The 22,951-nt window shown below is 35.8% G+C and carries 19 protein-coding genes and 4 pseudogenes; 11 read left to right on the top strand and 12 right to left on the bottom strand.

Going from position 1 to position 22,951, the window contains the following annotated elements:
• Positions 1 to 6: 6 nt before the first annotated feature.
• The 6 genes and pseudogenes from HCD_RS06765 to HCD_RS06740 form a co-directional block, all read right to left on the bottom strand.
• Positions 7 to 1,304: pseudogene (locus tag HCD_RS06765) on the bottom strand (glycosyltransferase family 10 domain-containing protein).
• Between the two features lie 66 nt (positions 1,305 to 1,370).
• Positions 1,371 to 1,994, bottom strand: a complete 624-nt coding sequence (gene serB, locus HCD_RS06760) for a phosphoserine phosphatase SerB (protein WP_014659826.1) — start codon at positions 1,992 to 1,994, stop codon at positions 1,371 to 1,373.
• Positions 1,995 to 2,008: 14 nt separating this feature from the next.
• The gene (locus HCD_RS06755) at positions 2,009 to 2,512 is read right to left on the bottom strand and encodes a ferritin (RefSeq protein WP_014659825.1); all 504 of its coding nucleotides are present in this window, start codon (positions 2,510 to 2,512) and stop codon (positions 2,009 to 2,011) included.
• Between the two features lie 311 nt (positions 2,513 to 2,823).
• Positions 2,824 to 3,105, bottom strand: coding sequence for an Asp-tRNA(Asn)/Glu-tRNA(Gln) amidotransferase subunit GatC (gene gatC, locus HCD_RS06750; protein WP_014659824.1), 282 nt, complete (start codon positions 3,103 to 3,105; stop codon positions 2,824 to 2,826).
• A gap of 15 nt (positions 3,106 to 3,120) precedes the next feature.
• Positions 3,121 to 4,599, bottom strand: coding sequence for a 2,3-bisphosphoglycerate-independent phosphoglycerate mutase (gene gpmI, locus HCD_RS06745; protein WP_014659823.1), 1,479 nt, complete (start codon positions 4,597 to 4,599; stop codon positions 3,121 to 3,123).
• Positions 4,600 to 4,610: 11 nt separating this feature from the next.
• On the bottom strand, positions 4,611 to 5,651 hold the full coding sequence (locus HCD_RS06740) for a hypothetical protein (RefSeq protein ID WP_014659822.1): 1,041 nt from the start codon (positions 5,649 to 5,651) through the stop codon (positions 4,611 to 4,613).
• Between the two features lie 133 nt (positions 5,652 to 5,784).
• Here HCD_RS06740 and glyS point away from each other — a divergent pair, with 133 nt between their 5' ends.
• The 8 genes and pseudogenes from glyS to HCD_RS06710 all read left to right on the top strand — a co-directional run bounded on the left by glyS (position 5,785) and on the right by HCD_RS06710 (position 17,230).
• On the top strand, positions 5,785 to 7,920 hold the full coding sequence (glyS, locus tag HCD_RS06735; protein ID WP_014659821.1) for a glycine--tRNA ligase subunit beta: 2,136 nt from the start codon (positions 5,785 to 5,787) through the stop codon (positions 7,918 to 7,920).
• The gene (locus tag HCD_RS06730; protein WP_041594839.1) at positions 7,892 to 9,196 is read left to right on the top strand and encodes a TolC family protein; all 1,305 of its coding nucleotides are present in this window, start codon (positions 7,892 to 7,894) and stop codon (positions 9,194 to 9,196) included. Before glyS ends, HCD_RS06730 begins: the two co-directional genes overlap by 29 nt.
• A 26-nt stretch (positions 9,197 to 9,222) precedes the next feature.
• The gene (locus tag HCD_RS06725; RefSeq protein ID WP_411269458.1) at positions 9,223 to 10,257 is read left to right on the top strand and encodes an efflux RND transporter periplasmic adaptor subunit; all 1,035 of its coding nucleotides are present in this window, start codon (positions 9,223 to 9,225) and stop codon (positions 10,255 to 10,257) included.
• Positions 10,257 to 13,322 carry an efflux RND transporter permease subunit gene (locus tag HCD_RS06720; RefSeq protein WP_014659818.1) on the top strand — a complete coding sequence of 1,022 codons (3,066 nt, stop codon included), beginning with the start codon at positions 10,257 to 10,259 and terminating at the stop codon, positions 13,320 to 13,322. The genes HCD_RS06725 and HCD_RS06720 overlap by 1 nt, the downstream gene beginning before the upstream one ends.
• Positions 13,323 to 13,344: 22 nt before the next feature.
• Positions 13,345 to 13,620, top strand: coding sequence for a DUF3240 family protein (locus HCD_RS06715; protein ID WP_014659817.1), 276 nt, complete (start codon positions 13,345 to 13,347; stop codon positions 13,618 to 13,620).
• A 413-nt stretch (positions 13,621 to 14,033) separates the two neighbouring features.
• The gene (locus tag HCD_RS09355) at positions 14,034 to 14,171 is read left to right on the top strand and encodes a hypothetical protein (RefSeq protein WP_158308560.1); all 138 of its coding nucleotides are present in this window, start codon (positions 14,034 to 14,036) and stop codon (positions 14,169 to 14,171) included.
• A gap of 46 nt (positions 14,172 to 14,217) precedes the next feature.
• Positions 14,218 to 14,492: pseudogene (locus HCD_RS09600) on the top strand (outer membrane beta-barrel protein); the annotation flags it as partial.
• 212 nt (positions 14,493 to 14,704) lie between these two features.
• Complete coding sequence (locus tag HCD_RS06710; RefSeq protein WP_411269457.1) at positions 14,705 to 17,230, top strand: TonB-dependent receptor family protein; 2,526 nt, start codon at positions 14,705 to 14,707, stop codon at positions 17,228 to 17,230.
• A 71-nt stretch (positions 17,231 to 17,301) separates the two neighbouring features.
• Here HCD_RS06710 and HCD_RS06705 read toward each other — a convergent pair whose 3' ends face one another.
• On the bottom strand, positions 17,302 to 17,823 hold the full coding sequence (locus HCD_RS06705) for an acyl-CoA thioesterase (RefSeq protein ID WP_014659815.1): 522 nt from the start codon (positions 17,821 to 17,823) through the stop codon (positions 17,302 to 17,304).
• Between the two features lie 147 nt (positions 17,824 to 17,970).
• On the opposite strand from HCD_RS06705, the gene HCD_RS06700 reads away from it, so the two are divergent.
• The 3 genes from HCD_RS06700 to HCD_RS06690 are packed head-to-tail and all read left to right on the top strand — an operon-like array spanning position 17,971 to position 20,566.
• Positions 17,971 to 18,813: an SDR family oxidoreductase gene (locus HCD_RS06700; protein ID WP_014659814.1), complete on the top strand. Its 843-nt coding sequence runs from the start codon at positions 17,971 to 17,973 to the stop codon at positions 18,811 to 18,813.
• Positions 18,810 to 19,799, top strand: coding sequence for a FecCD family ABC transporter permease (locus tag HCD_RS06695; RefSeq protein ID WP_014659813.1), 990 nt, complete (start codon positions 18,810 to 18,812; stop codon positions 19,797 to 19,799). Before HCD_RS06700 ends, HCD_RS06695 begins: the two co-directional genes overlap by 4 nt.
• Positions 19,799 to 20,566 (top strand): ABC transporter ATP-binding protein, encoded by a 768-nt coding sequence (locus tag HCD_RS06690; protein ID WP_014659812.1) that lies wholly within the window; start codon positions 19,799 to 19,801, stop codon positions 20,564 to 20,566. Before HCD_RS06695 ends, HCD_RS06690 begins: the two co-directional genes overlap by 1 nt.
• Positions 20,567 to 20,684: 118 nt before the next feature.
• On the opposite strand, the gene HCD_RS09595 is transcribed toward HCD_RS06690, so the two are convergent.
• The 5 genes and pseudogenes from HCD_RS09595 to HCD_RS09140 form a co-directional block, all read right to left on the bottom strand.
• Positions 20,685 to 21,188, bottom strand: coding sequence for a restriction endonuclease subunit S domain-containing protein (locus tag HCD_RS09595; RefSeq protein WP_014659811.1), 504 nt, complete (start codon positions 21,186 to 21,188; stop codon positions 20,685 to 20,687).
• 133 nt (positions 21,189 to 21,321) lie between these two features.
• Positions 21,322 to 21,570 carry a hypothetical protein gene (locus tag HCD_RS09590; protein ID WP_014659810.1) on the bottom strand — a complete coding sequence of 83 codons (249 nt, stop codon included), beginning with the start codon at positions 21,568 to 21,570 and terminating at the stop codon, positions 21,322 to 21,324.
• Between the two features lie 57 nt (positions 21,571 to 21,627).
• A pseudogene (locus HCD_RS09585) lies at positions 21,628 to 22,314 on the bottom strand (HsdM family class I SAM-dependent methyltransferase).
• Positions 22,292 to 22,486, bottom strand: coding sequence for a hypothetical protein (locus HCD_RS09580; protein ID WP_041594836.1), 195 nt, complete (start codon positions 22,484 to 22,486; stop codon positions 22,292 to 22,294). The pseudogene HCD_RS09585 and the gene HCD_RS09580 overlap by 23 nt, the downstream one beginning before the upstream one ends.
• A gap of 55 nt (positions 22,487 to 22,541) precedes the next feature.
• A pseudogene (locus HCD_RS09140) lies at positions 22,542 to 22,851 on the bottom strand (transposase); the annotation flags it as partial.
• Positions 22,852 to 22,951 lie beyond the last annotated feature (100 nt).

Genomic DNA, 22,951 nt, shown 5'->3' with positions numbered 1-22,951 from the left:
TTTAACTTATTTAATCAGCTTTCTAGCTATACGAAGCAAAGGCGATAATTTTTGATACAGCTTGCGATAGATTTTAAAAGATAGGTTTTGAGATAAATCTAATAAAGGTAAGGCGTTTTGTAGAATGTGGTCATGCTTGGATTTCAAATTCTCATAATCCATTTTTAACAGAGACAATTCTTCTTTAGTGGCTTCAAGTTCTTCTTTGGTTGCGTCTATAGATAATAACGGCTCATACAAATCACGATACCAAATGAAAGGGTTATCATGGTAAATCTCACCATTCTCTAAGATATTCTTAAAGAAATCTAAAATCTTTTTAAAACTCAAGTCTTGATAAAAACAAGGCTTGCCATTAACAGAATTTAAAGGATTTTCATATAACATATCTAAATAGGCGTTATCATGTGTATGCAGGTATCTCACATAATCAATCGCTTCTCTAAAATCTTTAAAATCATGCACATTCACAAAACTTTTAGGGTTAAAATCTTTAGCCACACTAGGACTTCCCCAATAGATAGGAATAGTATGACTAAAATAAGCGTCTATGATTTTCTCTGTTACATAGCCATAGCCCAAAGAATTTTCAAAACAGAGATTAAATTTGTATTGACTTAGAAATTCTGTTTTATTTGGAACTTTATAGCCTAAGGTATTATTTACCCCCCCCCCCCCGCAATCGCACCGACAGAGCTCAAAGCATCATAGAAAGCATTTCTTACAGGAGCTTGACTATTGCTGGCTACAAAACTTGCAAATTCTCTTTTAAGGGGGTCAATGTCGCCATTTACTACAGAGCATAAGTGCGGGTGGTTTGTTTTAAAATGATGGGTAGGTTTTGTTTGAGAATAAGGACTATTAGGTTTGAGTTTGTAAGGCGAAGTGGTGTCGTTAGTTAGTTCAGCACACCTATGAAGTTGGGCGTAATATAAAGGCATTCTCAAGTAGCGTTCTTTAAATTCCAATTCATCAAAGCCTATAGCATAATCAAAAAGGTTGAAATCAGGCACTTGATTTTCGCTTGTGTAAAAAATTCGTTTAGTATTTGGATAGGATAAAATGTTTCTGGTTGCTCCAAGCGGATTACTAAAAACAATGTCTGTAGGCTTATTAGGGTTTGCGTGTAAAGTGATTTCATAATGCTGGCTTAAGATGGGATACAAGATAAAGTATTTAAACTCTTCTGCTTCTGTTTCATTTCCAGTCCACCAATTCGCTACAGCTATGTTAAGTGGGGGTTTAGAAGAAACTTCTTCAATTTGAGTGCTATCCATAAAAGCGTCTAATAATGGTTGGAACATTTTTATCCTTATTTTTTGTTGAACAATAAAGAGAGTATTTTACAAAAAAAAAAACGAAACGGGTATTCAAATATAAGGAATAATCAGAGCTAAATTAGGTTCATTAATGCAATGTGTGGCATGCTTTTTTAGAACTTCTTTAGCATTAAAGGCGATTTTTGTATGAGCATGCTTAAACATGCTCAAATCATTCGCCCCATCACCTACAACCAAGGTGTTTTCTTTGCTGATATTAAGCAAGCGTTGTAAAGCTAGTAGCATTGTGCCTTTGGAGTGCGAAAACATCATGTGTCCTGTTACTAAACCATTTAATGTGTCATTTTCTACACAAAGTGTGTTGCTAAAACTCGCATCTAGGTTTAATAAATCTCTGTAATAATTCGTTGCTAAATCAAAGCCCCCACTAAAGCAAACCACCTTGTAATTTTTCTCTTTTAGAGCATTGATTAACTCAGTCGCTCCTTCAAACAAAGCTAGATTTTCGCAAACTTCTTTGGCTAACTCTAAGGGCATGTTTTTGAGTTTGGACACCCTTAAAACAAGACTTTTGTGAAAATCTATCTCGCCATTCATGGCTTTTGAAGTGATTTCTCTCACTTCATCAAACACCCCCCACGCCCTTGCTAAGCATTCAATACTCTCGGCATCTACAAGCGTGGAATCAAAATCAAAAACGGCTAGTTTTTGCACTCAATAACCTTAAATTAAGCTTTCTTGTTTTTAGCAATCCCTTTGATATACTGGTCAGCTAAATACAAGCCATGGCTTTCATTGCCAATCAACTCAATTTTATCTAAAATATCCTTGAAAAGCACTTCTTCTTCGTGTTGCTCAGCCACATACCATTGCAAGAAATTGAAAGTCGCATAGTCCTTGCTTTTTAAAGCGTGGTCTACTATATTGCTGATAGACTCACTGATATGTTGCTCATGGGCGTATGCTTTTTGGAAAATTTGGATTAAATTTTCAAACTTATGCTCAGGGGCATTAATATTGTTTAATTGCACAGGCACATTGTTTTCATTTAAGAATACGATAAGCTTTTTGGCATGCTCATATTCTTCAGCCGCATGGTCAAACAAGAAAAGTCCCGCGCCATCTAAGCTATGGGTATAGCACCATGAACTCATGCTCATATACAAGTTAGAAGCGTTCATTTCCTTATTGACTTGTTCGTTTAGTAATTTAATGGTATCTTGTGATAACATAAAATCTCCTTCGTGTTAATTTAAATTTGTCTTATTATTATAGCATAAATGATAATGAAAAAGTAAACAAGATTATGAAAATTTTTAAAAGTTAGCATAAAAGTTTGTAAAAATGAGAAAAATGCAAATTGATTTCTTATAGGGCTTAGACTTTATCATAAAAAGCAGTTTATTAAGAATTAGGTCAAATAAAAATGGTGTTTGATATAAATAAGGGGGTCAAAATGAAACATTTCTATGTCTATTTCAAATTGATTTTAAATGGTAGAATCAAGTGTTTTTGACTTGATATTAAATACTCTGTTATATGCCTATTCAATAATCTTAGGCACAATGAAGTAGTTATCGTGGCTGTGCTTGCTTTGATTTAAAATATCTTGTGCTACGCTAGGCTCATTTTGTGCTATATCTTCTCTTAGGGGGGTGCTTAGCTTGGTGTTAGTGTTTAAATCGCTTGTTTCTAAAGCAAAAATATTTTCTACAAAGCCTAAAGTCTCAGCTAAATGGCTTTTAACACTTTCTTTATGCTCATCTTTAATCTCTAGCATGCTTAATTTTTCTAAGCGTTGTAATAATTTATCATCAATTTGCATTGTTTTTCCTTTGATTTAAAATAGGGGTTCATCCATGACTTCTGGGGCTTTAATACCCATAAGTTTCAGAACGCTACTAGCGATGTTGTTTAAGGCTCCGTTTTTTAAGGCTTTGACACCATTTCCTAAAACAAAGCAATACACACTTCCAGCGGTGTGATTGGTTAAGGGATTATGGTTCTCATCTTTCATATGCTCGCAATTTCCATGGTCGCTTGTTAAAAGCATGGCATAATCTAATTCTTTAGCTAATGAAAGGATTTTTCCTAAGCATTCATCTACCACTTCTACAGCTTTTATGCTTGCTTCAAAATTTCCGGTATGCCCCACCATATCACCATTAGCAAAATTAACAATGATTAAATCAGTGCCTAGTTTCATTTGTTCTAATACTGCAAGGGTTACTTCTTTGGCACTCATTTCAGGCTTTAAGTCATAAGTAGCCACTTTAGGGCTAGCAATAAGCACTCTATTTTCATTTTTAAAAGGGGTCTCTACTCCACCATTGATAAAGAAAGTTACATGGGCGTATTTTTCAGTCTCAGCGATATGGCTTTGAGTTAGGTTGTGAGAAGAGACAACTTCAGCGAGCGTGTTTTGAATGTTTTCTTTAGGAAATAAAATAGGGTAGGAAAATGTTTTGTCATAAGGCGTCATGGTAGCGATATGGAGTTTTTTAAAAGTTTGACGCTTGAAAGCATTAAAATCTTTATCGCCTAAAGCACTCACTATTTCTTTAGCTCTATCATTTCTGAAGTTTACAAAAATAAAGCTCTCATCATCTTGCATGCCTAAATAACCTTTAAAGCAAGTGGGTAAAATAAATTCATCGGTGATATTTTCATTATACTGACTTTTGATATATTCACTAGGGCTTAAAGAGGTGGGATTTGTAAGACCCATTAGGCTGTTATAAGCGAGTTCAATTCTCTCAAAGCGTTTGTCTCTATCCATGGCGTAAAATCGTCCGCTAAGAGTAGCGATTTGAATGTTTTCATTACAAATAGCTTGCATTTGTTCTAAATAAGTTAAAGCACTTTTAGGAGCGACATCTCTGCCATCAGTGATTAAATGTAAATGGACTTTTTTATTGAGTTTTTGACTTTCTAGTGCTAGAGCGATAAAATGCTCAATATGTGAATGCACGCCTCCATCACTCATAAGCCCCATAAGATGAACAACCTTGCTTTTATGGATAGTATCTAAAAAAGCGGTGTTGTTTTTAAGCTCATCATTTTGAATACTTAAAGAAATTTTGACTAAATCTTGATAAAGCACTCTACCAGCCCCGATACACATATGCCCCACTTCAGAATTTCCCATTTGTCCTTTGGGTAAGCCTACGCTTAAGCCATGTGTGTCAATGAGACTATAAGGCAAAGTTTCAAACATCAAGTCATAAGTGGGTTTTTTAGCATGAAAGAAGGCATTATAATCGCTATCTTTACGATACCCTATGCCGTCAGTAATAATGAGAAGAGTTTTTTGTGCCATATTTAGGCTTTTTAAGGCTCTTGCATAAGGGTAATGCGATTAGCCAAAATCGCATTTTTTTGCCCCTTAGAGCAATGTTTACATACCTCTTTAGCCCCTTTGTGGGGGCGTTTGGCTAATTTTTGAGTGTTTTTTTGAGTGTGCTTGGGTTTATGGGCGTCTTTAGTCTTAGGGGGCATAAGGTTAGTGTGGTTGGCTTGGGCCACATACTCAGGTTTGTGTTCCAACTCTTTGATTTTTTTAATCTCTTGTTGCTCTTTGGCTATTTCCTTAGCCACTTGAGAATTTAGGTTTGTAGGGGTTTGTGGGGCTTTATCACCACTTGCTAAAGTTTGGGGCATGACATCGCCGATAGGGTCTAGTGCTAAATTGCTGTTAGCACTTTTTTGTAATTTGTGGTCGTCTTTAGCATGTGAATCAAAGATTTTAGATTCTTTTAAACGCCTGATTTTATCCTGTATATCTTCATAGTATTTTTCAGCATCGGCATTAGATTTTTGGTTTCTTTCCCAGCGGCTGCCTTTGTTGTAGGATTTAATCATGTTTTTCGTATTACCCTGATAGCGTGTTTTCCAATAGACTAATTCTTTTAAGGCTACTTCAGAAGCAAAGGTATGGTTTTGAATGAGTAATTCACCCATTACATTGCGTAAAAAAGGGCTGTCCTTGTGTCCGTAGCTTTTTAACACACTTGGAATATAAGCATGATAAATTCCAGCACTTGGGTCAGAAAAATTGATTCTATAAGTCCCCGCACATGATTCTTTCCATGCAATGCTTGCTAATTCATAACCTAAATTTTCTTTAGAGCCAAATTGATACGCAAAGCGTAAAACTTCTTTTTGTTTGGGGTTAAATTCTTTGATATTGTCGCATTTAGTCATTGCAACATTAGTAACAGGAGACATAGGCTTATGCTTGGCGTTCTCATCTTGCTTAGACTCCATTGCAGATTCTTTAGCAACTAGGTTTAGACCTAAGAGCATGCTTATGGTTGCACTTATAAAAAGAGCTTTGAATGTGGTGTTAGTGAGTAGGGTTAAATTTTTCAAAACGCTTACCTTTTTGTGATGAATTTAAGAACATAATTAAATTAGGAATAAATTTTAGTATAATTCTAGCATAAATTTAGCTTGGTCTTATAGATGAATAGATGAGTTTTGTTTTTTAGGGAGAATTTAGATTTTGAGTTCAGATGAATTATTAGTAGAGATTTTAACCGAAGAATTACCCGCACAAGCATTGCTGAATGAATATAAAGAAATGCCTAAAAAGCTCCAAACCCTTTTTCAAAAATACGCTCTGGAAGTAGAAAATATAGAGATTTTTTACACCCCTAGGCGTTTGTGTTTATCTATCAAAGATTTTCCCCTTTCAACCAAAGAGACTAAAGAAGAGTTTTTTGGAGCACCCATTGAAATTGCTTGTAACAATAAGGATAAAACACAAGGTTTGAATGCGGTGGGTTTAGGGTTTTATAAGAAATTAGGCTTAGAATTAAAAGATAATAAAAACTTCCAAACAGCTTTCAAGAATAATAAAGAAGTGCTTTATCATGTTAAGTTTGCTGGAGCAATGCCTACGACAGAATTTTTAATTATGCCTATTATTATGGAGTTTTTAGAGAGTTTGAATTTTGGAAAATCTATGCGTTGGGCTAGTGTAGAAAAAGGCTTTATTAGACCTATTCATAATATTTGTGTGTTGCTTGAGAAAAGAATGCTTTTTAAAGATTGGGAAAGATGGAATGAGTGGTATAGTGAAAATATCAATAGGGTTTATTGTGCCAAAATTCAGCAAGCCACACAAGTGCATAGACAAGAGAGTTTTGAATACATTAAGGTTGGTAGCCCTAAAGAATATTTTGAGACTTTAGAAAAACACCATGTTATTTTAGACCCAAAAAAGCGTGAAACTAAAATCCTACAAGAGATTAAAGAGCTAGAAAAAAAGCACAATATTGTCGTAGAGATTGATACAGACTTACTCAAAGAAGTCATAGCGATTACGGAATACCCCACAGCACTTTTTGGGGAGTTTGACAAGGAATTTTTGAAATTACCCAGTGAAATTATTATCACTTCTATGAAAGAAAACCAACGCTATTTTGCTACCTTTAATAAAGACAGCAAGCTACTACACAACGGCTTTATTGTGGTGAGTAACGCCATTGGCAAAGATAAGCAAAAAATCATTCTAGGCAATCAAAAGGTTTTAAAAGCTCGTTTAAGTGATGCAGTTTTCTTTTATGAAAATGATTTGAAAAAGCCCTTAGATAACGCTCCTTTAGAGAATGTTGTCTTTGTGCAAGGCTTAGGAACTTTAAAAGATAAAGTGGAGCGTGAGTTAATTATTGCTAAATATCTGACACAAAAATATTCTTCACATTTAAACATGCCTTCAGAAAAAGCCCTTGAACTCATTCTTAGAGCCATTAAAATCGCTAAGGCGGATTTACTGACTGAAGTGGTGTATGAATTTACAGAGCTTCAAGGGATTATGGGCTATTACTACGCTTTAGCCCAAAATGAAGACAAGCTCGTTGCTTTGAGTATCAAAGAGCAATATTTACCCACAAGTGAAAACGCTCCCTTACCCTCTAATGTCTTTAGTGCGATAGTTTCTTTAAGCCTTAAGATAGATAGCTTGTTCGCCCTTTTTAGTATGGGTAAAATTCCTAGTGGCTCTAAAGACCCTTTTGCGTTAAGGCGTATGGGATTAGGGCTATTAAAAATTATTTCTCACTATGAATTAGATTTTGATTTAAAAGTAGATTTAGAAAATATACTACAGAAAGTGGGTGTTTATAGAAGCTTTGATTTGGAGATGTTAGAGAAGTTTTTGCTAGAACGATTTGCTAATCTAATAGAGTGTAACCCTTCAATCATTAGAAGCGTGCTTAATGCAAATGAGCGAGATGTGGTGAAAATCATTCAAAAAGTCAAAGCCTTGAAACGCTTTTTAGATAACCCAAAGAACGCTCAAAAGAAAGAATTGCTTTTTAGTGCTTTCAAACGCCTAGCTAACATTAATAAAGATAGAAATCTCAATGAGCCTAGCGATTTTTCAAAAAATCTTTTTAAAGAGTTAGAAGAGCATGCCCTTTTTAAGGCGCATGATGTATTAAAGTCTAGCGACTTCAAGGATTTAGATAGCAAAATAGAAGCTTATTTTGGTTTGTATGAGCCTTTAGAAGAGTATTTTAAAAATGTGCTTGTTATGGATAAGGATAAAGAAATTCAAGAAAATCGTAAGAATTTCTTATTGCATATCTATAAGGGTTTCTTAGAAATTGGGGATATTAAAGAAATTGCGATTTAATTTATTCAAACGCTTTTTGAAGCACAAGGTTTTTTTCTTAGTTCTCTTTATAGGGGTGCTTGACGCTAAGGTGTTTACCCTAAAGGAATTTTTTAAAGAAGTAGAAACTAACTCCATGGAGTTAATCGCTAAAAAGGCTGATTTTAAGAGCCGATTGAATGAGCAACATTCTGTAAATTCTTGGGATTTTCCTTATATTGATAATGAAACTTCTATGGTGAAGAACTTTCAGGGCATTATAGAAGCACAGCCTAGAACCGTTTTAGTGATTAAGCCAAAACTTCCATGGGTTAGCACTTTGTTGTCTAAAAGCCTTTCTATCAAAACCATTCAATATGATAAAAGCTATACTCTAAGCAAAAATCTAGCCTTTATCGGTGCTAAACGCCTATACTTGACTTATGTAATGACTAAGGAAAAATATCAAGTGTATGTGCAACGAGAAGCTAACTTTTTTTCGCAACTCAAAATCGCTAAAGAAAAAGTTAAAGCCGGTAGCATGAGCGAAAAGGATTATATTAACTTCAACAATTCGTATTTAGAATCCAAATTAGCTAAGACAAACATTGAAACCAGACTGATAAATTTAGAAAAAATGCTAGATACCATGCTGGCGATTGTAGAGCCAGTAAAACAAGACGCTCATTTTGACACCCATTTAAACCACTTGCATGATGTAAAGGTAATAGGCTTAGATTTTGAATATGTGCGTTTAGAAGCACAATCTTTAAAGCACAAATTAAACCGCTCTTTGTATGTGGATATTTTGGATTTAACGGCTAAGGATTATGGGGTCAATGCTAAATTAGCCAGTAGAGATGTGTTTAATAGCTTTGAGTTTGGGCTTGGGGCTGAGAGCTATAACTCTTCTACAAACTTTTCTATGGAAGTGCGTATTCCTTTACCAGTAACCCCAAAAAATATCTACCAAAAGCGAAAATTTTTGGATTTACAAAGCGGAGCGCTCGCACAAAATGAAGTGATGAAAAGAAACATTAGAATCAATGCCAACTCCTATTTAAACCAGCTCAAAACCAAAGAAGCATACATTGAAGTTCAAAAAGAAGCCATTGCAAATAAAAAGCGTTTAATGGAGATGGGACGCATTGCTTATGAAGCCCAAAAAATCGGGCTTTTTGAATACTTGATTTATCAAAATTCTTACATGGACGCTCTCATTGCCCTAGCTCAAGCCAAAATTGAATACATTGATATTACTGCTCTTTTAGAAGAGACTTTAGGGGAGAGTTTGACGAGATTAGGAGATTTGCATTGAATAAAACATTATTGTGGCTCATTCTTATGAGTGTTTTTCTAGGGGCAAAAGATTATCAAGAAATTATTCTAAACGAGCAACAACTCAAGCGAATGGATTTGCAAGTCGTTAGACTAGACAGAGAGATTTTTAGCAAAGGACTTCCTTTTAACGCTTACATTGATTTTGACAGCAAAAGCTCTGTGGTTCAAAGTTTGAGTTTTGATGCTTCAGTAGTAGCTGTTTATAAAAGAGAAGGTGAGCGTGTGAGAGTGGGCGATGTGATTTGTGAAGTCAGCTCCATTGATTTAAGCAATTTGTATTTTGAATTACAAAACAACCAAAATAAGTTAAATATCGCTACGGACATCACTAATAAAGATTTAGAGCTATATAAAGCGGGAGTTATTTCTAAAAGAGAATACCAAACCAGCTACTTAATCAGTCAAGAAATGAGACTCAAAGTAGAGCAATTGGAAAGCACTTTTAAAGGCTTTGGCATAGACCCCAAAAAGCCTAAAGGCAATTATGGTTTTAGAATTGTTGCAAGAGATAGTGGTTTATTATCCGTTGCCCCTAAGAATGCGGGTGAAAAAATTTTAGCTTTCACCAGTTATGTGCGTATTTCTAAGAGCAACAACTTGATTGCACGCATTAAATTACCGGTAGATGTGTCTAAATACGTCAAACATGATTCTTTGATTTATAGCAGTGATGGCATGTGGATAGGCGAAATTCAAAGCGTTTCAGTCGTTTTAGATAGGAGTTCTAACACCATTTTAGCAACAGCTCTTATCAGTGAGAAGAGCTATCATGTGGGCGAAATGGTAGAAGTGTATATTCAAGGCTCACAACCTAAGGATTCTGTATTAGTTCCTTCAAAAGCTTTGATTAGAAATGGTAAGGATTACCTAGTGTTTATTAGAACTCTTAAGGGTTTTAAACCTGTAGCGGTTGAAGTCTTAGAAGAACGCAACAAGATTTTTGTGGTGAGTAGTAAGAATTTACAGCCCACTGATAGTGTCGCTATGGGGGCGTTAATCGGGTTAAAGGGCATGATAAACCACTTAGGGGAAGATTGATGTTAGCTTCCATTATTGAATTTTCCTTACGCCAGCGAGTGATTGTCATTGTCTGTGCGATTCTAACTTTATTTTTTGGAACTTATAGTTTTATCAACACGCCAGTGGACGCTTTTCCTGATATTTCGCCCACTCAAGTAAAAATCATTTTAAAGCTTCCAGGCTCAAGCCCTGAAGAAATGGAAAATAACATTGTGCGGCCTTTGGAGTTAGAGCTTCTAGGGTTGAAGGGGCAAAAATCTCTAAGAAGTATCTCTAAGTATTCTATTTCAGATATCACCATAGACTTTGATGATAGTGTAGATATTTATCTAGCTAGAAATATTGTTAATGAACGCCTTCTTAGTGTGATGAAAGATTTGCCCGTAGGCGTTGAAGGGGGCATGGCACCTATTGTTACGCCCTTATCAGACATGTTTATGTTCACTATTGATGGGGATATTACTGAGATAGAAAAACGCCAGCTTTTAGATTTTGTTATCCGTCCGCAGTTACGAATGATTAGTGGCGTGGCTGATGTCAATTCTATCGGGGGTTTTAGTAGGGCGTTTGTGATTGTGCCAGATTTTAATGATATGGCAAGACTTGGCGTAAGCATTTCTGATTTAGAAGAAGTTCTAAAAGCGAATTTGAGAAATAGCGGAGCAGGGCGTGTGGATAGAGATGGCGAGACTTTTTTAGTCAAAATCCAAACCGCATCACTTTCTTTAGAAGACATCGGCAGAATCACCATTTCTACGAATTTGGGGCATTTACACATCAAGGACTTTGCTAGAGTGGTCAGTCAGTCTCGCACCCGATTAGGTTTTGTAACTAAAGATGGCATAGGCGAGACCACAGAAGGCTTGGTGCTTTCTTTAAAAGGGGCTAATTCTAAAAAGATTATCACTCAGGTGCGTCAAAAATTAGAAGAATTAAAACCCCTTCTACCTAATGATGTGTCTATCAATGTGTTTTATGACCGCTCAGAATTTACGCAAAAAGCCATTGCAACCGTTTCTAAAACGCTTATAGAAGCCATTGTTTTAATCATTATCACACTCTTTTTATTCTTAGGGAATTTACGAGCCAGTGTTGCAGTAGGGGTGATTTTGCCCTTAAGCTTGTCCGTAGCGTTTATCCTTATCAAACTTAATGATTTGACTTTAAATCTAATGAGCTTGGGGGGGCTAATTATTGCCATAGGCATGCTGATTGACTCTGCGGTGGTAGTGGTAGAAAACGCTTTTGAAAAGTTAAGCAGTAATACCACTACTACCAAATTGCATGCCATTTATCGCTCATGCAAAGAAATTGCAGTTTCAGTGGTGAGTGGGGTGGTGATTATTATCGTGTTTTTTGTGCCGATTTTAACCTTACAAGGCTTAGAAGGGAAGATGTTTAAACCTTTAGCTGAGAGTATTGTTTATGCTCTGTTAGGCACTTTAATTTTATCCATTACCATTATTCCTGTCATGAGTTCTATTGTGTTAAAAGCCACGCCCCATAGCGAGACCTTTTTAACCCGATTTTTAAATAAAGTCTATGCCCCTTTGCTAGAATTTTTTGTCTATAATCCTAAAAAGGTGATTATCGCAGCGTTTATATTCTTAGTGGCTAGTCTTTCATTATTTCCTTTTGTAGGTAAGACTTTCATGCCAAATTTAGATGAAGGCGATGTGGTTTTGAGCGTAGAAACTACCCCTTCTATTTCTTTGGAGCAGTCTAAGGAGCTTATGCTAAAAATTGAAAACGCTATCAGGAATAATGTTAAAGAAGTCAAAACCATAGTCGCACGCACCGGAAGCGATGAAATAGGGCTTGATTTAGGCGGTTTGAATCAAAGCGACACTTTTATATCCTTTATTCCTAAAAAAGAGTGGTCGGTTAAATCCAAAGAAGCATTATTACAAAAAATTATGGATTCCTTAGAAGGTTTTAAGGGGATCAATTTTTCTTTCACCCAACCCATTGAAATGAGAATTTCTGAAATGCTAACAGGAGTTAGGGGGGATTTAGCGATTAAAATTTTTGGAGATGATATTACCAAACTTAATGAATTGAGCTTTCAAATTGCACAGCTTTTAAAAGGGATTAAAGGCTCTAATGAAGTGTTAACCACTCTTAATGAAGGCGTAAACTACCTGTATGTAACCCCAGATAAAGAGGCTATGGCAAATGTAGGGATTGCAAGTGATGAGTTTTCAAGGTTTTTAAAATCCGCTTTAGAAGGCTTGATTGTAGATGTGATTCCTACAGGAATTTCACGCACCCCTGTAATGATTCGCCAAGAGAGTGATTTTGCAAGCTCTATCACTAAGATTAAAAGCCTAGCTCTCACTTCAAAATACGGCGTTGCGGTGCCTATTACTTCCATTGCTGAAATCAAAGAAGTGGATGGCCCTGTTTCTATTGTGCGTGAAAATTCAAGGCGTATGAGTGTGGTGCGTAGTAATGTGGTAGGGCGAGATTTAAATTCCTTTGTAGAAGAAGCTAAAAAGGTGATTAGTAAAAATATTAGCTTGCCTTCTAGTTACTACATCACTTATGGGGGGCAGTTTGAAAACCAGCAACGAGCTAATGCAAGGCTTTCAACTGTGATTCCTTTAAGCATATTAGCGATTTTTTTCATTCTCTTTTTCACTTTTAAAAGCATTCCTTTAGCCTTACTCATTCTCTTAAACATTCCTTTTGCAGTGACCGGCGGATTGATTGCATTATTTCTAGTAGGGGAGTATATTTCAGTGCCAGCGAGCGTGGGCTTTATCGCTCTTTTTGGGATTGCAGTTTTAAATGGCGTGGTGATGATAGGTTATTTCAAAGAGCTTCTATCACAAGGCAAGAGCATAGAAGAGTGCGTTTTACAGGGGGCAAAAAGGCGTTTGAGACCGGTTTTGATGACCGCTTGTATCGCTGGTTTAGGATTGATTCCATTATTGTTTTCACATAGTGTAGGCTCAGAAGTCCAAAAGCCTCTAGCGATTGTCGTGCTTGGGGGCTTAGTAACTTCAAGTGCTTTAACTTTACTCTTATTGCCGCCTATGTTTATGCTTGTAGCTAAAAAGTTGAAATTAAGCGAGCATTAAAATCGTTTGAAAGGGATTTAGCATGTGTGCTTTAGAAATCTATATTGATTTGCGTCTTAAAGACGCCTTAATAGATTATTTGTTTGAAAAGGGTTTTGATGACTTTTTCTACATGGAATGCTATAAATACGCCACTTCTAGTTTACTTTTGAGTGAAAAAGAGCAAGTGAGTGGGCGTAAAGACTACGCTAAATTCAAGCTTTTTTTAAGCGATGAAATGACACTCGCATTAAGTCAAGCCTTACGAAATCAGTTTGCTTCTATCAAATTATTCTATTCTCAAGTGCATGAATTATAAGGGTTAAGTTAAACTCTTATTGAGCGTTTAAGACGCCTTAAATATTGATAGCTAAAAATACCTTTATCAATGCCTTGATTTCTTTTCATGCTTTAGTGATTTTAAAAAATACTTCTTAAAAGCTTTTTATTTAAAATAATATTTTTTTGTGATTTCTTGTTCTAATTTGATTTGTATTGACTTTTAATGATATTTTTTAACATAATTCGCAATTATTCATATTAAATAACGCCGTCTCTGATGTTATTAGAACGATTATGGCGATGTGGGGCATAATAGGAAAATGTATCGGTTTAGAATCAAAAGTTAGTAGGAAGTTTACAAGCAGAATTTAACGGAACTAGTTTTTGTTGCTTTGTATACGACGGCTGAATACTATGGCAATACTGCCACTAAGAATATCAAACTAGCTAATGATATTTGTCAATGTAGAACAGAATAAAGCGAGTTTGCAAGCCCTTCAAGGTATTCTTGTTAGTAAATTATCTTTATCTAATGTCGTCTATACGACTACTGACCCCAACTTTCCAAAGGGAGATAATGTGAGATAACATATCAATGCCACGCAACAATGCGAGTCTTGAGAAACCTTTGAACAGTAATGGCGTGATGAATGGCTTTGGTATCCAAATGGGCTACAAACAATTTTTTGGTGATGATAGATGATGGGGTTTGAGGTATTATGGCTTCTTGGACTATAACTATACTTGCATAAAATCCAGTCTTTTTAACTCTGCTTCAAATGTGGTTACTTAGGGTGGGTTCAGATTTTTTGTATAACTTTGTCAATGAGAGGCATTTTAGGCATTCAAAGCTGTCTTTTGGGACTTTTTCTAGACATTCAGTTAGCTGGCACCACTTGGATAAATAACAATTAAATTTTCTCTCTTTTTTCTAGTTTGTTTTGAAGCTTTTTTAAGTATTCTTGCTCTCAAAGCTGTTATTTCTTGTAAAAATGATTATATTTTTACAATTTAATATTGACTTTTAATTTTATTAACCCTACACTACGCCTTGTATTTTGTCTGTATAGTAATTGTAGTTATCATTATATAGGAGTTTTTGCATGAAATATAGAAATTGGTTGTTGTTGGCATTGCTTGGCGTGGTTGTGCTAGATGCAAAAAGCGATAAAAAATCTTACACTCTAAGCAAAGTGAAGGCTTTGGGGGTTAATAAGAATATTGACTCCAGAGAATATGGCGGTATTGATGCCCCTAAGAATTGGCAAAGTCCAAGCGTTAAGAATTTTGCAGGAAGTAGGACGGTGATTTCTAATAAGCAAATCACTCAAGGGGCTAATCAGAGCATTGAAGAGTCTTTGCAAAATGCCCCCGGACTTCAGATTAGAAATGTCAATGGCACAGGCTCAGAGCCTTCTATTAGTGTGAGGGGGTTTGGAGCTGGGGCTGCAGGGCATAGTGATACAGGAAATATTTTAATCAATGGCATTCCTATTTATGCTGACCCCTATTCAGCGATTAGATTACCCATTATACCCTTAAATTTTTTGAATGTGGATAGGATTGATATTGTGAAGGGGGGAGCAAGCGTTCAATATGGGCCTAATACTTTTGGGGGCGTTATTGATATTATCACCAAAGAAATTCCAAAAACTTGGGTTAATGAAGTGGCTGAAAGAACTACTTTTTGGGGGAAGGCTAGAAATGGCGGATTTTTTAACAAAAACGCTAAGAACCCCATTAAAAGCTTGGGTAATAACATGCTTTATGACACTTATTTGAAGAGTGGCGGTATGATAAACAAGCATTTTGGGGTTCAAATGCAAATGGATTTACTCAAAGGGCAAGGTTTTAGAGATAGTAGCCCTATCAATAATCGTAATTTTATGTTAGAAGGTCTTTGGAAAGTTAATGATAATAATAGTTTTAAAGCCTATTACCAATACTATGATTTTTATTTTGCTGACCCAGGAAGTTTGAGTATAGAAGCTTATAATCAAAACCGCTTTCAAAACGACCGCCCCAATAATATTAAAAGCGGGCGTTCAAAGCGTTTTGGTATTGTATATCAAAATTATTTTGGCACCAGTGAAAAGGTCAATGGCGATTTCACTTTTACCTACTACACTCAAGATATGAGTAGGGATTTTGAATTTGACACCAATTTTTTAAATGTCAATAGTAACCCTAATGACGGGCTTGTTTATACTGATGAAAAATACAATGGCTATGCGGTGTTTCACCATCCTAGAAGGTTTGTGTTTAACGCCTTTGAGCCTAAATTGCATTTGAATGTTAAGACAGGTAATGTTAAGCAAACTTTTATAGCGGGCTTAAGGTTTTTTGCTTCTGATTTGTATTTTCCACCCGCTTTGAGAAATACAACCATTTGTAAAGGCGGATTCACCCCCATTAAAGGTAGGATTTTTCATGAAAGTTTACAAGATTTAGAAAATAGTGGCGTTACGCTCAAAGATGGTGTTGTGGTGGGTAATAGAAGCGTGCAGCAATTAGAAGCAGATGGGGACTTGGGGTATAACACAAGCGATTGTTCTCAGACAGGGTATCAAGAAAACTACGCCTTTTTCCCTGATCAACGCTTGAATAATAATTTTACAGCGGTGTATTTGAGCGATAAAATTGATATTTTAGACGGCAAGATTGTAATCACTCCGGGACTTAGATACACTTTTTTGAATTACCATTACAAAATTAAAATGCTCAACCCTAACTACACTTACAATATGCTAGATATGAACGAGCAAGATGACTTTATTTACAGGGATTATCCTAAACAACAAAATGAATGGAACCCCGCAGTCAATATCGCCTATAAGCCACTTGAAGGGTGGTTGCTCTATTTCAATTATCAGCGCAGTTTCATTCCCCCACAACAAGGAATGGCGGCTTTTTACAACGGATTTTATGAGCAATTTTACACACAACATTTCAATGAAATTGAAGTGGGACAACGCTATAGCTACAAGGATAAGCTAAGTTTTAATGCAAACTACTTTTTGACTTTTGCAAAAGATTATAATTCAGGGGGCTATACTTCAGTGCCAATTGATGGCAGAAGTCAAGGGGTAGAATTAGAAGCTTATTATGTGCCAGTTAGGGGCTTACAACTCCATGCGGCTTACACTTATGCGGATGCGATAATCACTAATAATGGCGATAGTAACCCTTTCTTTGTAGGTATTGTCAATTCTTCTTATGACGGACAATACGATACTTTTAATATTAAGGGTAAGAGATTTCCTTATGTAAGCCCTAACCAATTTATTTTTGACGCACGCTACAATTATAAAAACACTACCATTGGGTTATCAAGCTTCTTTTATAGCCGCTCTTATAGTAGCATGCTAAATAGCACACAATCTAAGCAAGTGTGCGGATGGATTCAACCCTTATGGGGCATTAACTATCAATGCAATAATGTGGGCATGCTGCCATGGTATTGGGTGTGGAATATCCAACTAAGTCAAGTATTGTGGCAAAATGACCGCCATAAAATCACCGCAAGCTTGCAAGTGAATAATATTTTCAACATGAAATACTATTTTAGGGGTATTGGCACTAGCCCTACAGGTAGACAGCCTGGACCTGGCCGCTCTGTAACTTGCTTTATCAACTACGAGTTTTAAAGCTCCACTTCTTAAATTGGTAGGGGGGCAGAAAGGGGTGGGTAAAAATCTTTAAAAGATTTTTACTTCATTCAAAGCTTTGCTTTTCCGCTCTTTAAGTAGCCATGCATACGCATTTCTTTACGCTTTAAAGCCCCCTCATAACGGCGGATTTCAATATCTGTTTTGGGTTCGTATTTGGGCATTGGGGTAGGCTTGCCATTTTCTACGGCCACCATAGTGAAGTAGCATGAATTGGTGTGGGTTACCACATGGGTTTTAAAATCTTCACTCAAAACCTTAATGCCTACTTCACAAGAAGTGTTACCCACATAATTGATGCTAGCTAAGAAAGTGACTAAATTCCCTACAGGAATGGGGTATTTAAAGGTTACGCCATCTACACTTAGAGTTACCGTTCCTTTACCGCAATAGCGAGCTGAACACACATAAGCGACTTTATCTAACAAATTCAGCAATTCGCCCCCATGCATGACATTGCTAAAATTTGCCATAGTCGGCACAACAAGATAGCTCATCATCAATTTTGTGGGGTCAGCGGTGTCTAAAGTGCAATCAAAATTATTCAATTGAGAGGCTTGTATATGGGGCATGTAAACTCCTTAATTCAAATCTTTTCAAAAATGTTTCTCTGAAAAACATTTCAAAGCCTATATATTAGTAAAAATTAAGTAATATTGAGTGAATATTGGAAGAATTAATATGCAATAAGAGAATTTTTGTATAAAAGAAATTTGGTCATGCAGGATAGAGAAGAAAATCAAAAAGTCGCTATTATTACAGGGGCAAGTTCGGGTATTGGGTTAGAGTGTGCGTTATTATTGCTAGAGCAAGGGTATAAAGTCTATGCGTTATCTAGGCGTGCGAGTTTGTGTGTAGCATTAAACCATGCTTTGTGCGAGAGTATAGATATTGATGTGAGCGATTCTATGGCTTTGAAAGAAGTGTTTGCACTCATTCAAGCTAAGGAAAATCATTGTGATGTCTTAATCAATTCAGCTGGTTATGGGCTGTTTGGAAGCTTAGAAGAGATTCCTATTAAAGACGCTAAAAGACAATTTGATGTGAATTTTTTTGCCCTTTGTGAAGTGATTCAATGGAGTTTGCCCTTGTTGAAAAACAAGCCTTATTCTAAGATTTTCAACCTTTCTTCTGTGGCGGGGCGTATGAGCATGCTTTTTTTGGGCTATTACAATGCAAGTAAGCATGCCCTAGAAGCCTATAGTGATGTGCTACGCATGGAGCTTATGCCCTTTAAGGTTCAAGTGTGTTTGATAGAGCCTGGAGCTGTGAGAAGCAATTGGGAAAACACCGCCTTTTCTATCAAGCAATTTGAGCGTGAAAACAGCTTTTATGCGCATGATTTGCATGCGACTAGAATATTTTATGCCCGCGTGTATCAACAAGCCTTTAGCACTAAGTTGGTGGCTCAAAAAATTGTCGCTCTTAATGCAAAGCCAAAAATCAAAGCCCGCTATCTCATTGGCTTGAAAACGAAGTTATGGTTAGTCTTATATAAAGTTTTGCCTAGTAGCTGGTGCGATTATTTCTCTAGGCTCATTATTCTTAGGAAAAAAGCATGAATAAAACACTCAAAACTTACCATTTAGCCTTGTTTTGCTTAATCTTAAGCGTTTTAGTCTTGCTCTTTGGAGGGGAACTATTAAGCTTTAATGAATGGCTAGAAGTGTTTCAAAACACCAAAAATCATTTTTTGCATGGCGAGGAGCTGAGCTCTTTGAGTATTATTATTTTAGAAATTCGCTTACCCAGAGTGCTTTTAGCACTTTTAGTAGGGGCTAGTTTGTCTGGGAGTGGGGTTATTATGCAAACGATTTTTAGAAACCCGCTTGTTGACCCCTTTTTGTTAGGCATTTCTAGTGGGGCTATGCTAGGGGTGGCACTAGCGATTGCTATTTTTGAATCTAATATTGCGATTTTGGCGTTTTTAGGGGCGATTTTAGCGAGTCTAGCCATTTTAGCACTCAATAGGGTTTTGGGTAATTCAGCCCTTTCGCTTGTGCTATCAGGGGTGGTGCTAAGCGCGTTTTTAGGAGCGTTAGCAGGGGCGATAAAGTTCTTTGTGCTCCCCCAAAAAGCTCAAGCGATTGTGGTATGGCTTTTAGGAAGTTTATCTTTATCTAGTTATAAGGATTGCTTAGTAGCTTTAATAGGACTGGCTGTAGGGTTCATACCGCTTTTTTTGTTAAGGTGGCGTATCAATTTGTTGAGTTTGAGCGATGCACAAAGTTTGAGCTTAGGCATTAATCCTGTGCTTTTACGCACCCTGTGCTTAGCGTGTGTGAGTATCGCAAGTGCAATGAGTGTGAGTGTGTCTGGCACGATTGGCTGGATTGGTTTGGTAGTGCCGCATGTTGCACGGCTCTTTTTTGGGGCGAATTTACAAAAATTGCTTATGGGTTCGTTGCTTATGGGGGCGTTTTTCTTGCTACTAGCTGATGTAGTGGCTAAGATGATTACGCCCTATGATTTACCAGTAGGCATTACCACAAGTGTTTTAGGAGCCCCCTTTTTCTTATGGCTCTTGTTTAAAACTAGGGGGATTTAATGGTTTTAGAAGTTAAAAACCTTTCTTTTAAATACCCACAAAAACTAATCTTGGATAAGCTCAGTTTTAGTGTGCCAAAAAACAGCATTACAAGCATTCTAGCGCCTAATGGCTCGGGTAAAACCACGCTTTTAAAATGCCTTTTAGGGCTTTTAAAGCCTTTAGAAAAGACTGAAATTAAGGCCTGCAACAAAGATATTTTACCCCTAAGACCTCATGAAAAGGCCAAATTAATTGCTTATATTCCGCAAGTGGAACATTATGCGTTTAATTTTAATGTGTTAGATTTTGTTCTTATGGGAAAGGCGACGCATTTGAGTTTGTTTGCCACTCCTAAAGCTAAGCATATTAAGGAAGCGACAAGCATTTTAGAACGCTTGAATTTGGAGTTTTTAAAAGACCAAGGCATTAATGATTTGTCTGGCGGCCAAAGACAAATGGTGCTTTTAGCCAGAAGCTTGTTGCAAAAAACGCCCTTATTGCTACTAGATGAGCCTACAAGCGCTTTAGATTTGAGAAATCAAGCCCTGTTTTTTAATGCGATTCAAGATGAAATGAAAAAAAGAGAATTAAGCGTTTTAATGAATATCCATGACCCTAATTTAGTGGCTCGGTATTCTAGTGATGTGATTATGCTAAAAGACAAAAAACTTTTCTTGCAGGCTAAAACTCAAATCGCTATGACTTCAAAAACTCTAAGCTCACTCTATAACACACCCCTAGAAGCCATTTGGCATGCTAATAAGCTTGTGGTGTGTGCATTGTAGGTTTTATACATTGTGGGTATTTTGAAAGTGCGTGCAAAACATCAGAAGGTTCTGTATCTATGAAGTGTTGATAAAAGAAAAAACAAAAAGTTTGCTTATAAAATTACTTATCTCTTACTTAAGTATAACAAATTCCTTGTTCTTCTTTTAAATGGTTGATTTCTTTTAGAGCATTCCACTGATTTTGGATAATTTTCTTTATTTTTTCAGAAATTTCATGTTGTTTATTAGCATCTTTATGAATAGGAATAGCAATTTCTTGCCATCTATTTGCAATATTTGGCAAAGTAGTATCCATAAAAATCTTATTAACCTCTTGCTCATAGGTATATTTATGCGAAAGAGCATAAAGCAAGTAAAAAGGTGTGATAGGACTATTTTTGGTGGTTCTTAATACTAAGATTTCTCTAGTTAAGATACACTTTAAATCAAAAGGCGAAACCATCGCCACACTACCTATACGATAGCTTCCTCTACGAACAAATAAAATATCATTTTCTCTTAATGCCTTACTTGACTTGAAAAGACGCATATATTCACTTTCGGGAATTAATGCCGTAGGGTCTTTGTAGATTTGCCAATTAACAATATCTTTTACTCTAATGTAAGGAATTTCACCCATTCCCTTAAACTCTGCTTTTGGTGAGCCATTACCATCAAAGAATACAATCGCTTTTTTATCAATAAGCGTTTTTAATTCAACAAGCTCTAAGTCTTCTTGTAAGGCTTGTTTTATAATGTCTTGTTCTTTTGACTTAAGAATAGTATCTAGGAATTAAAATATCTCTTTCTACAACCTGTTTAGCCTCTATTTCAAAGGTGTATTTCTTTTCAAGATTTTTATCTTTAATTTCATTTAGAATATTGATGGTCTCATCTTTAATATTACCTTGTTTATCATAGATAAGTCTGCCATTATGGTCATGCCCTATGTATTCAGCGACTGCCATATGGATAAATTCATTTTGTTGAGCGTTTTTTTTTGAATGATAAGAACAATGCATTTAGCGTTATTATAGGGTCTAAAAGTATTATGAGAAATATCAATAACCCACAAAATATTATGCTGATAAATAAAATCTCTCACAAATTTTGTGCTTCTTTGCATGGAAATAAGTCTCTGGCAATATAATGGCTAACACGCCATTATCTTTTAATAATTGCATATTTCGTTCTAAAAATAAAGTAGAAATACTACTCTCTTGTTTAGCTCCATTAAGAGAGTATTGAGCTAATTTTTCTCTTCCTATAACCCTAATTTCTTTTCCAAAAGGTGGGTTAGAAAAAGCAACATCAAAACTTTCCAAATGAATGTGTTGTTGCGTTTGAGATTTCCAAATACTAGGTTGCTCCAAACTATCTTCACAAAAAATTCCCCCTTTACCATCGCCTAAAATCGCCATATATGACTTACCCACTTTAGTCAAAAAACTATCTTTTTCTATACCTCTTATATTTTTTATACTCACTTCTTTTTGTTCTTACCATTGAGATTTAGGATTTTTAACACTTATTTCAATTTGTTTCAAAATATGTTTTAGGGCTTCTACTAAAAACCCACAACTCCCACAAGATGGGTCAATAATAATGTGTCGCCTATTAGGATTAACAATCTCAACCATCATTTTGACAATATTTTTTGGTGTAAAAAATTGCCCTTGACTACCCTTTAAAGAATATCCAATAAAAACTTCAAAAGCATCAGCGATAGTATCCCTATCAGTATCAATAATGCAAATATTTTGCATTAAACCAATAATGAACTTCAAAGTTTTCTTTACGGTCTTTCTTTTTGCATTCTACAACTATTTTTAGTTGTTTATTGCCATTTTCTTCTTCAAATACAGCAATATCTATAGGAAAACCTTTTGTATCTGATGGACAAGATTTAACACGATATTGTGGGTGTGCTTGTAGCATATCCTTTGAGTAATTGTAATCTTGGTGTAAGATTTTTAAAAATGGTTGAACCGCTCATGCAATGAATGAATTTTTTCCATACCTTAATGTCTTTTTTAGTGCTAAAAAGAATAGTATTATTAGTTAGCGTAAAAGTCTTTTTGCAATCTTTACACATAAATCTTTGCTTGTTGTAATTAATGCCATTTTTTACAAACTTAGTAGATTTACAATGTGGATATTCTTTGATTTCTTTTTGAATAGGTGTTTTGATTGTGGTTTTTTTCTTTATCTTTAATAGTCTTTAAAAAAGCCTTTTTATCAGTTTCTGCTAAATTGTTAAAGAGCTGTTTGATAATCTCTAATTCATTTGTATGATTAGACACTTTAAAAGTCCTTATTTGAAAGGGGTTTTATAGAAATAGTATAGTGAAATAACGAATAAAAAACAATGGTTTGTTTTAACAGAGCTAAAGGATATTTTAA

Origin of the sequence: Helicobacter cetorum MIT 99-5656, from assembly GCF_000259275.1 — a bacterium.
Lineage (GTDB): Bacteria > Campylobacterota > Campylobacteria > Campylobacterales > Helicobacteraceae > Helicobacter > Helicobacter cetorum.
This window is presented reverse-complemented; position numbering and strand designations above follow the sequence as displayed.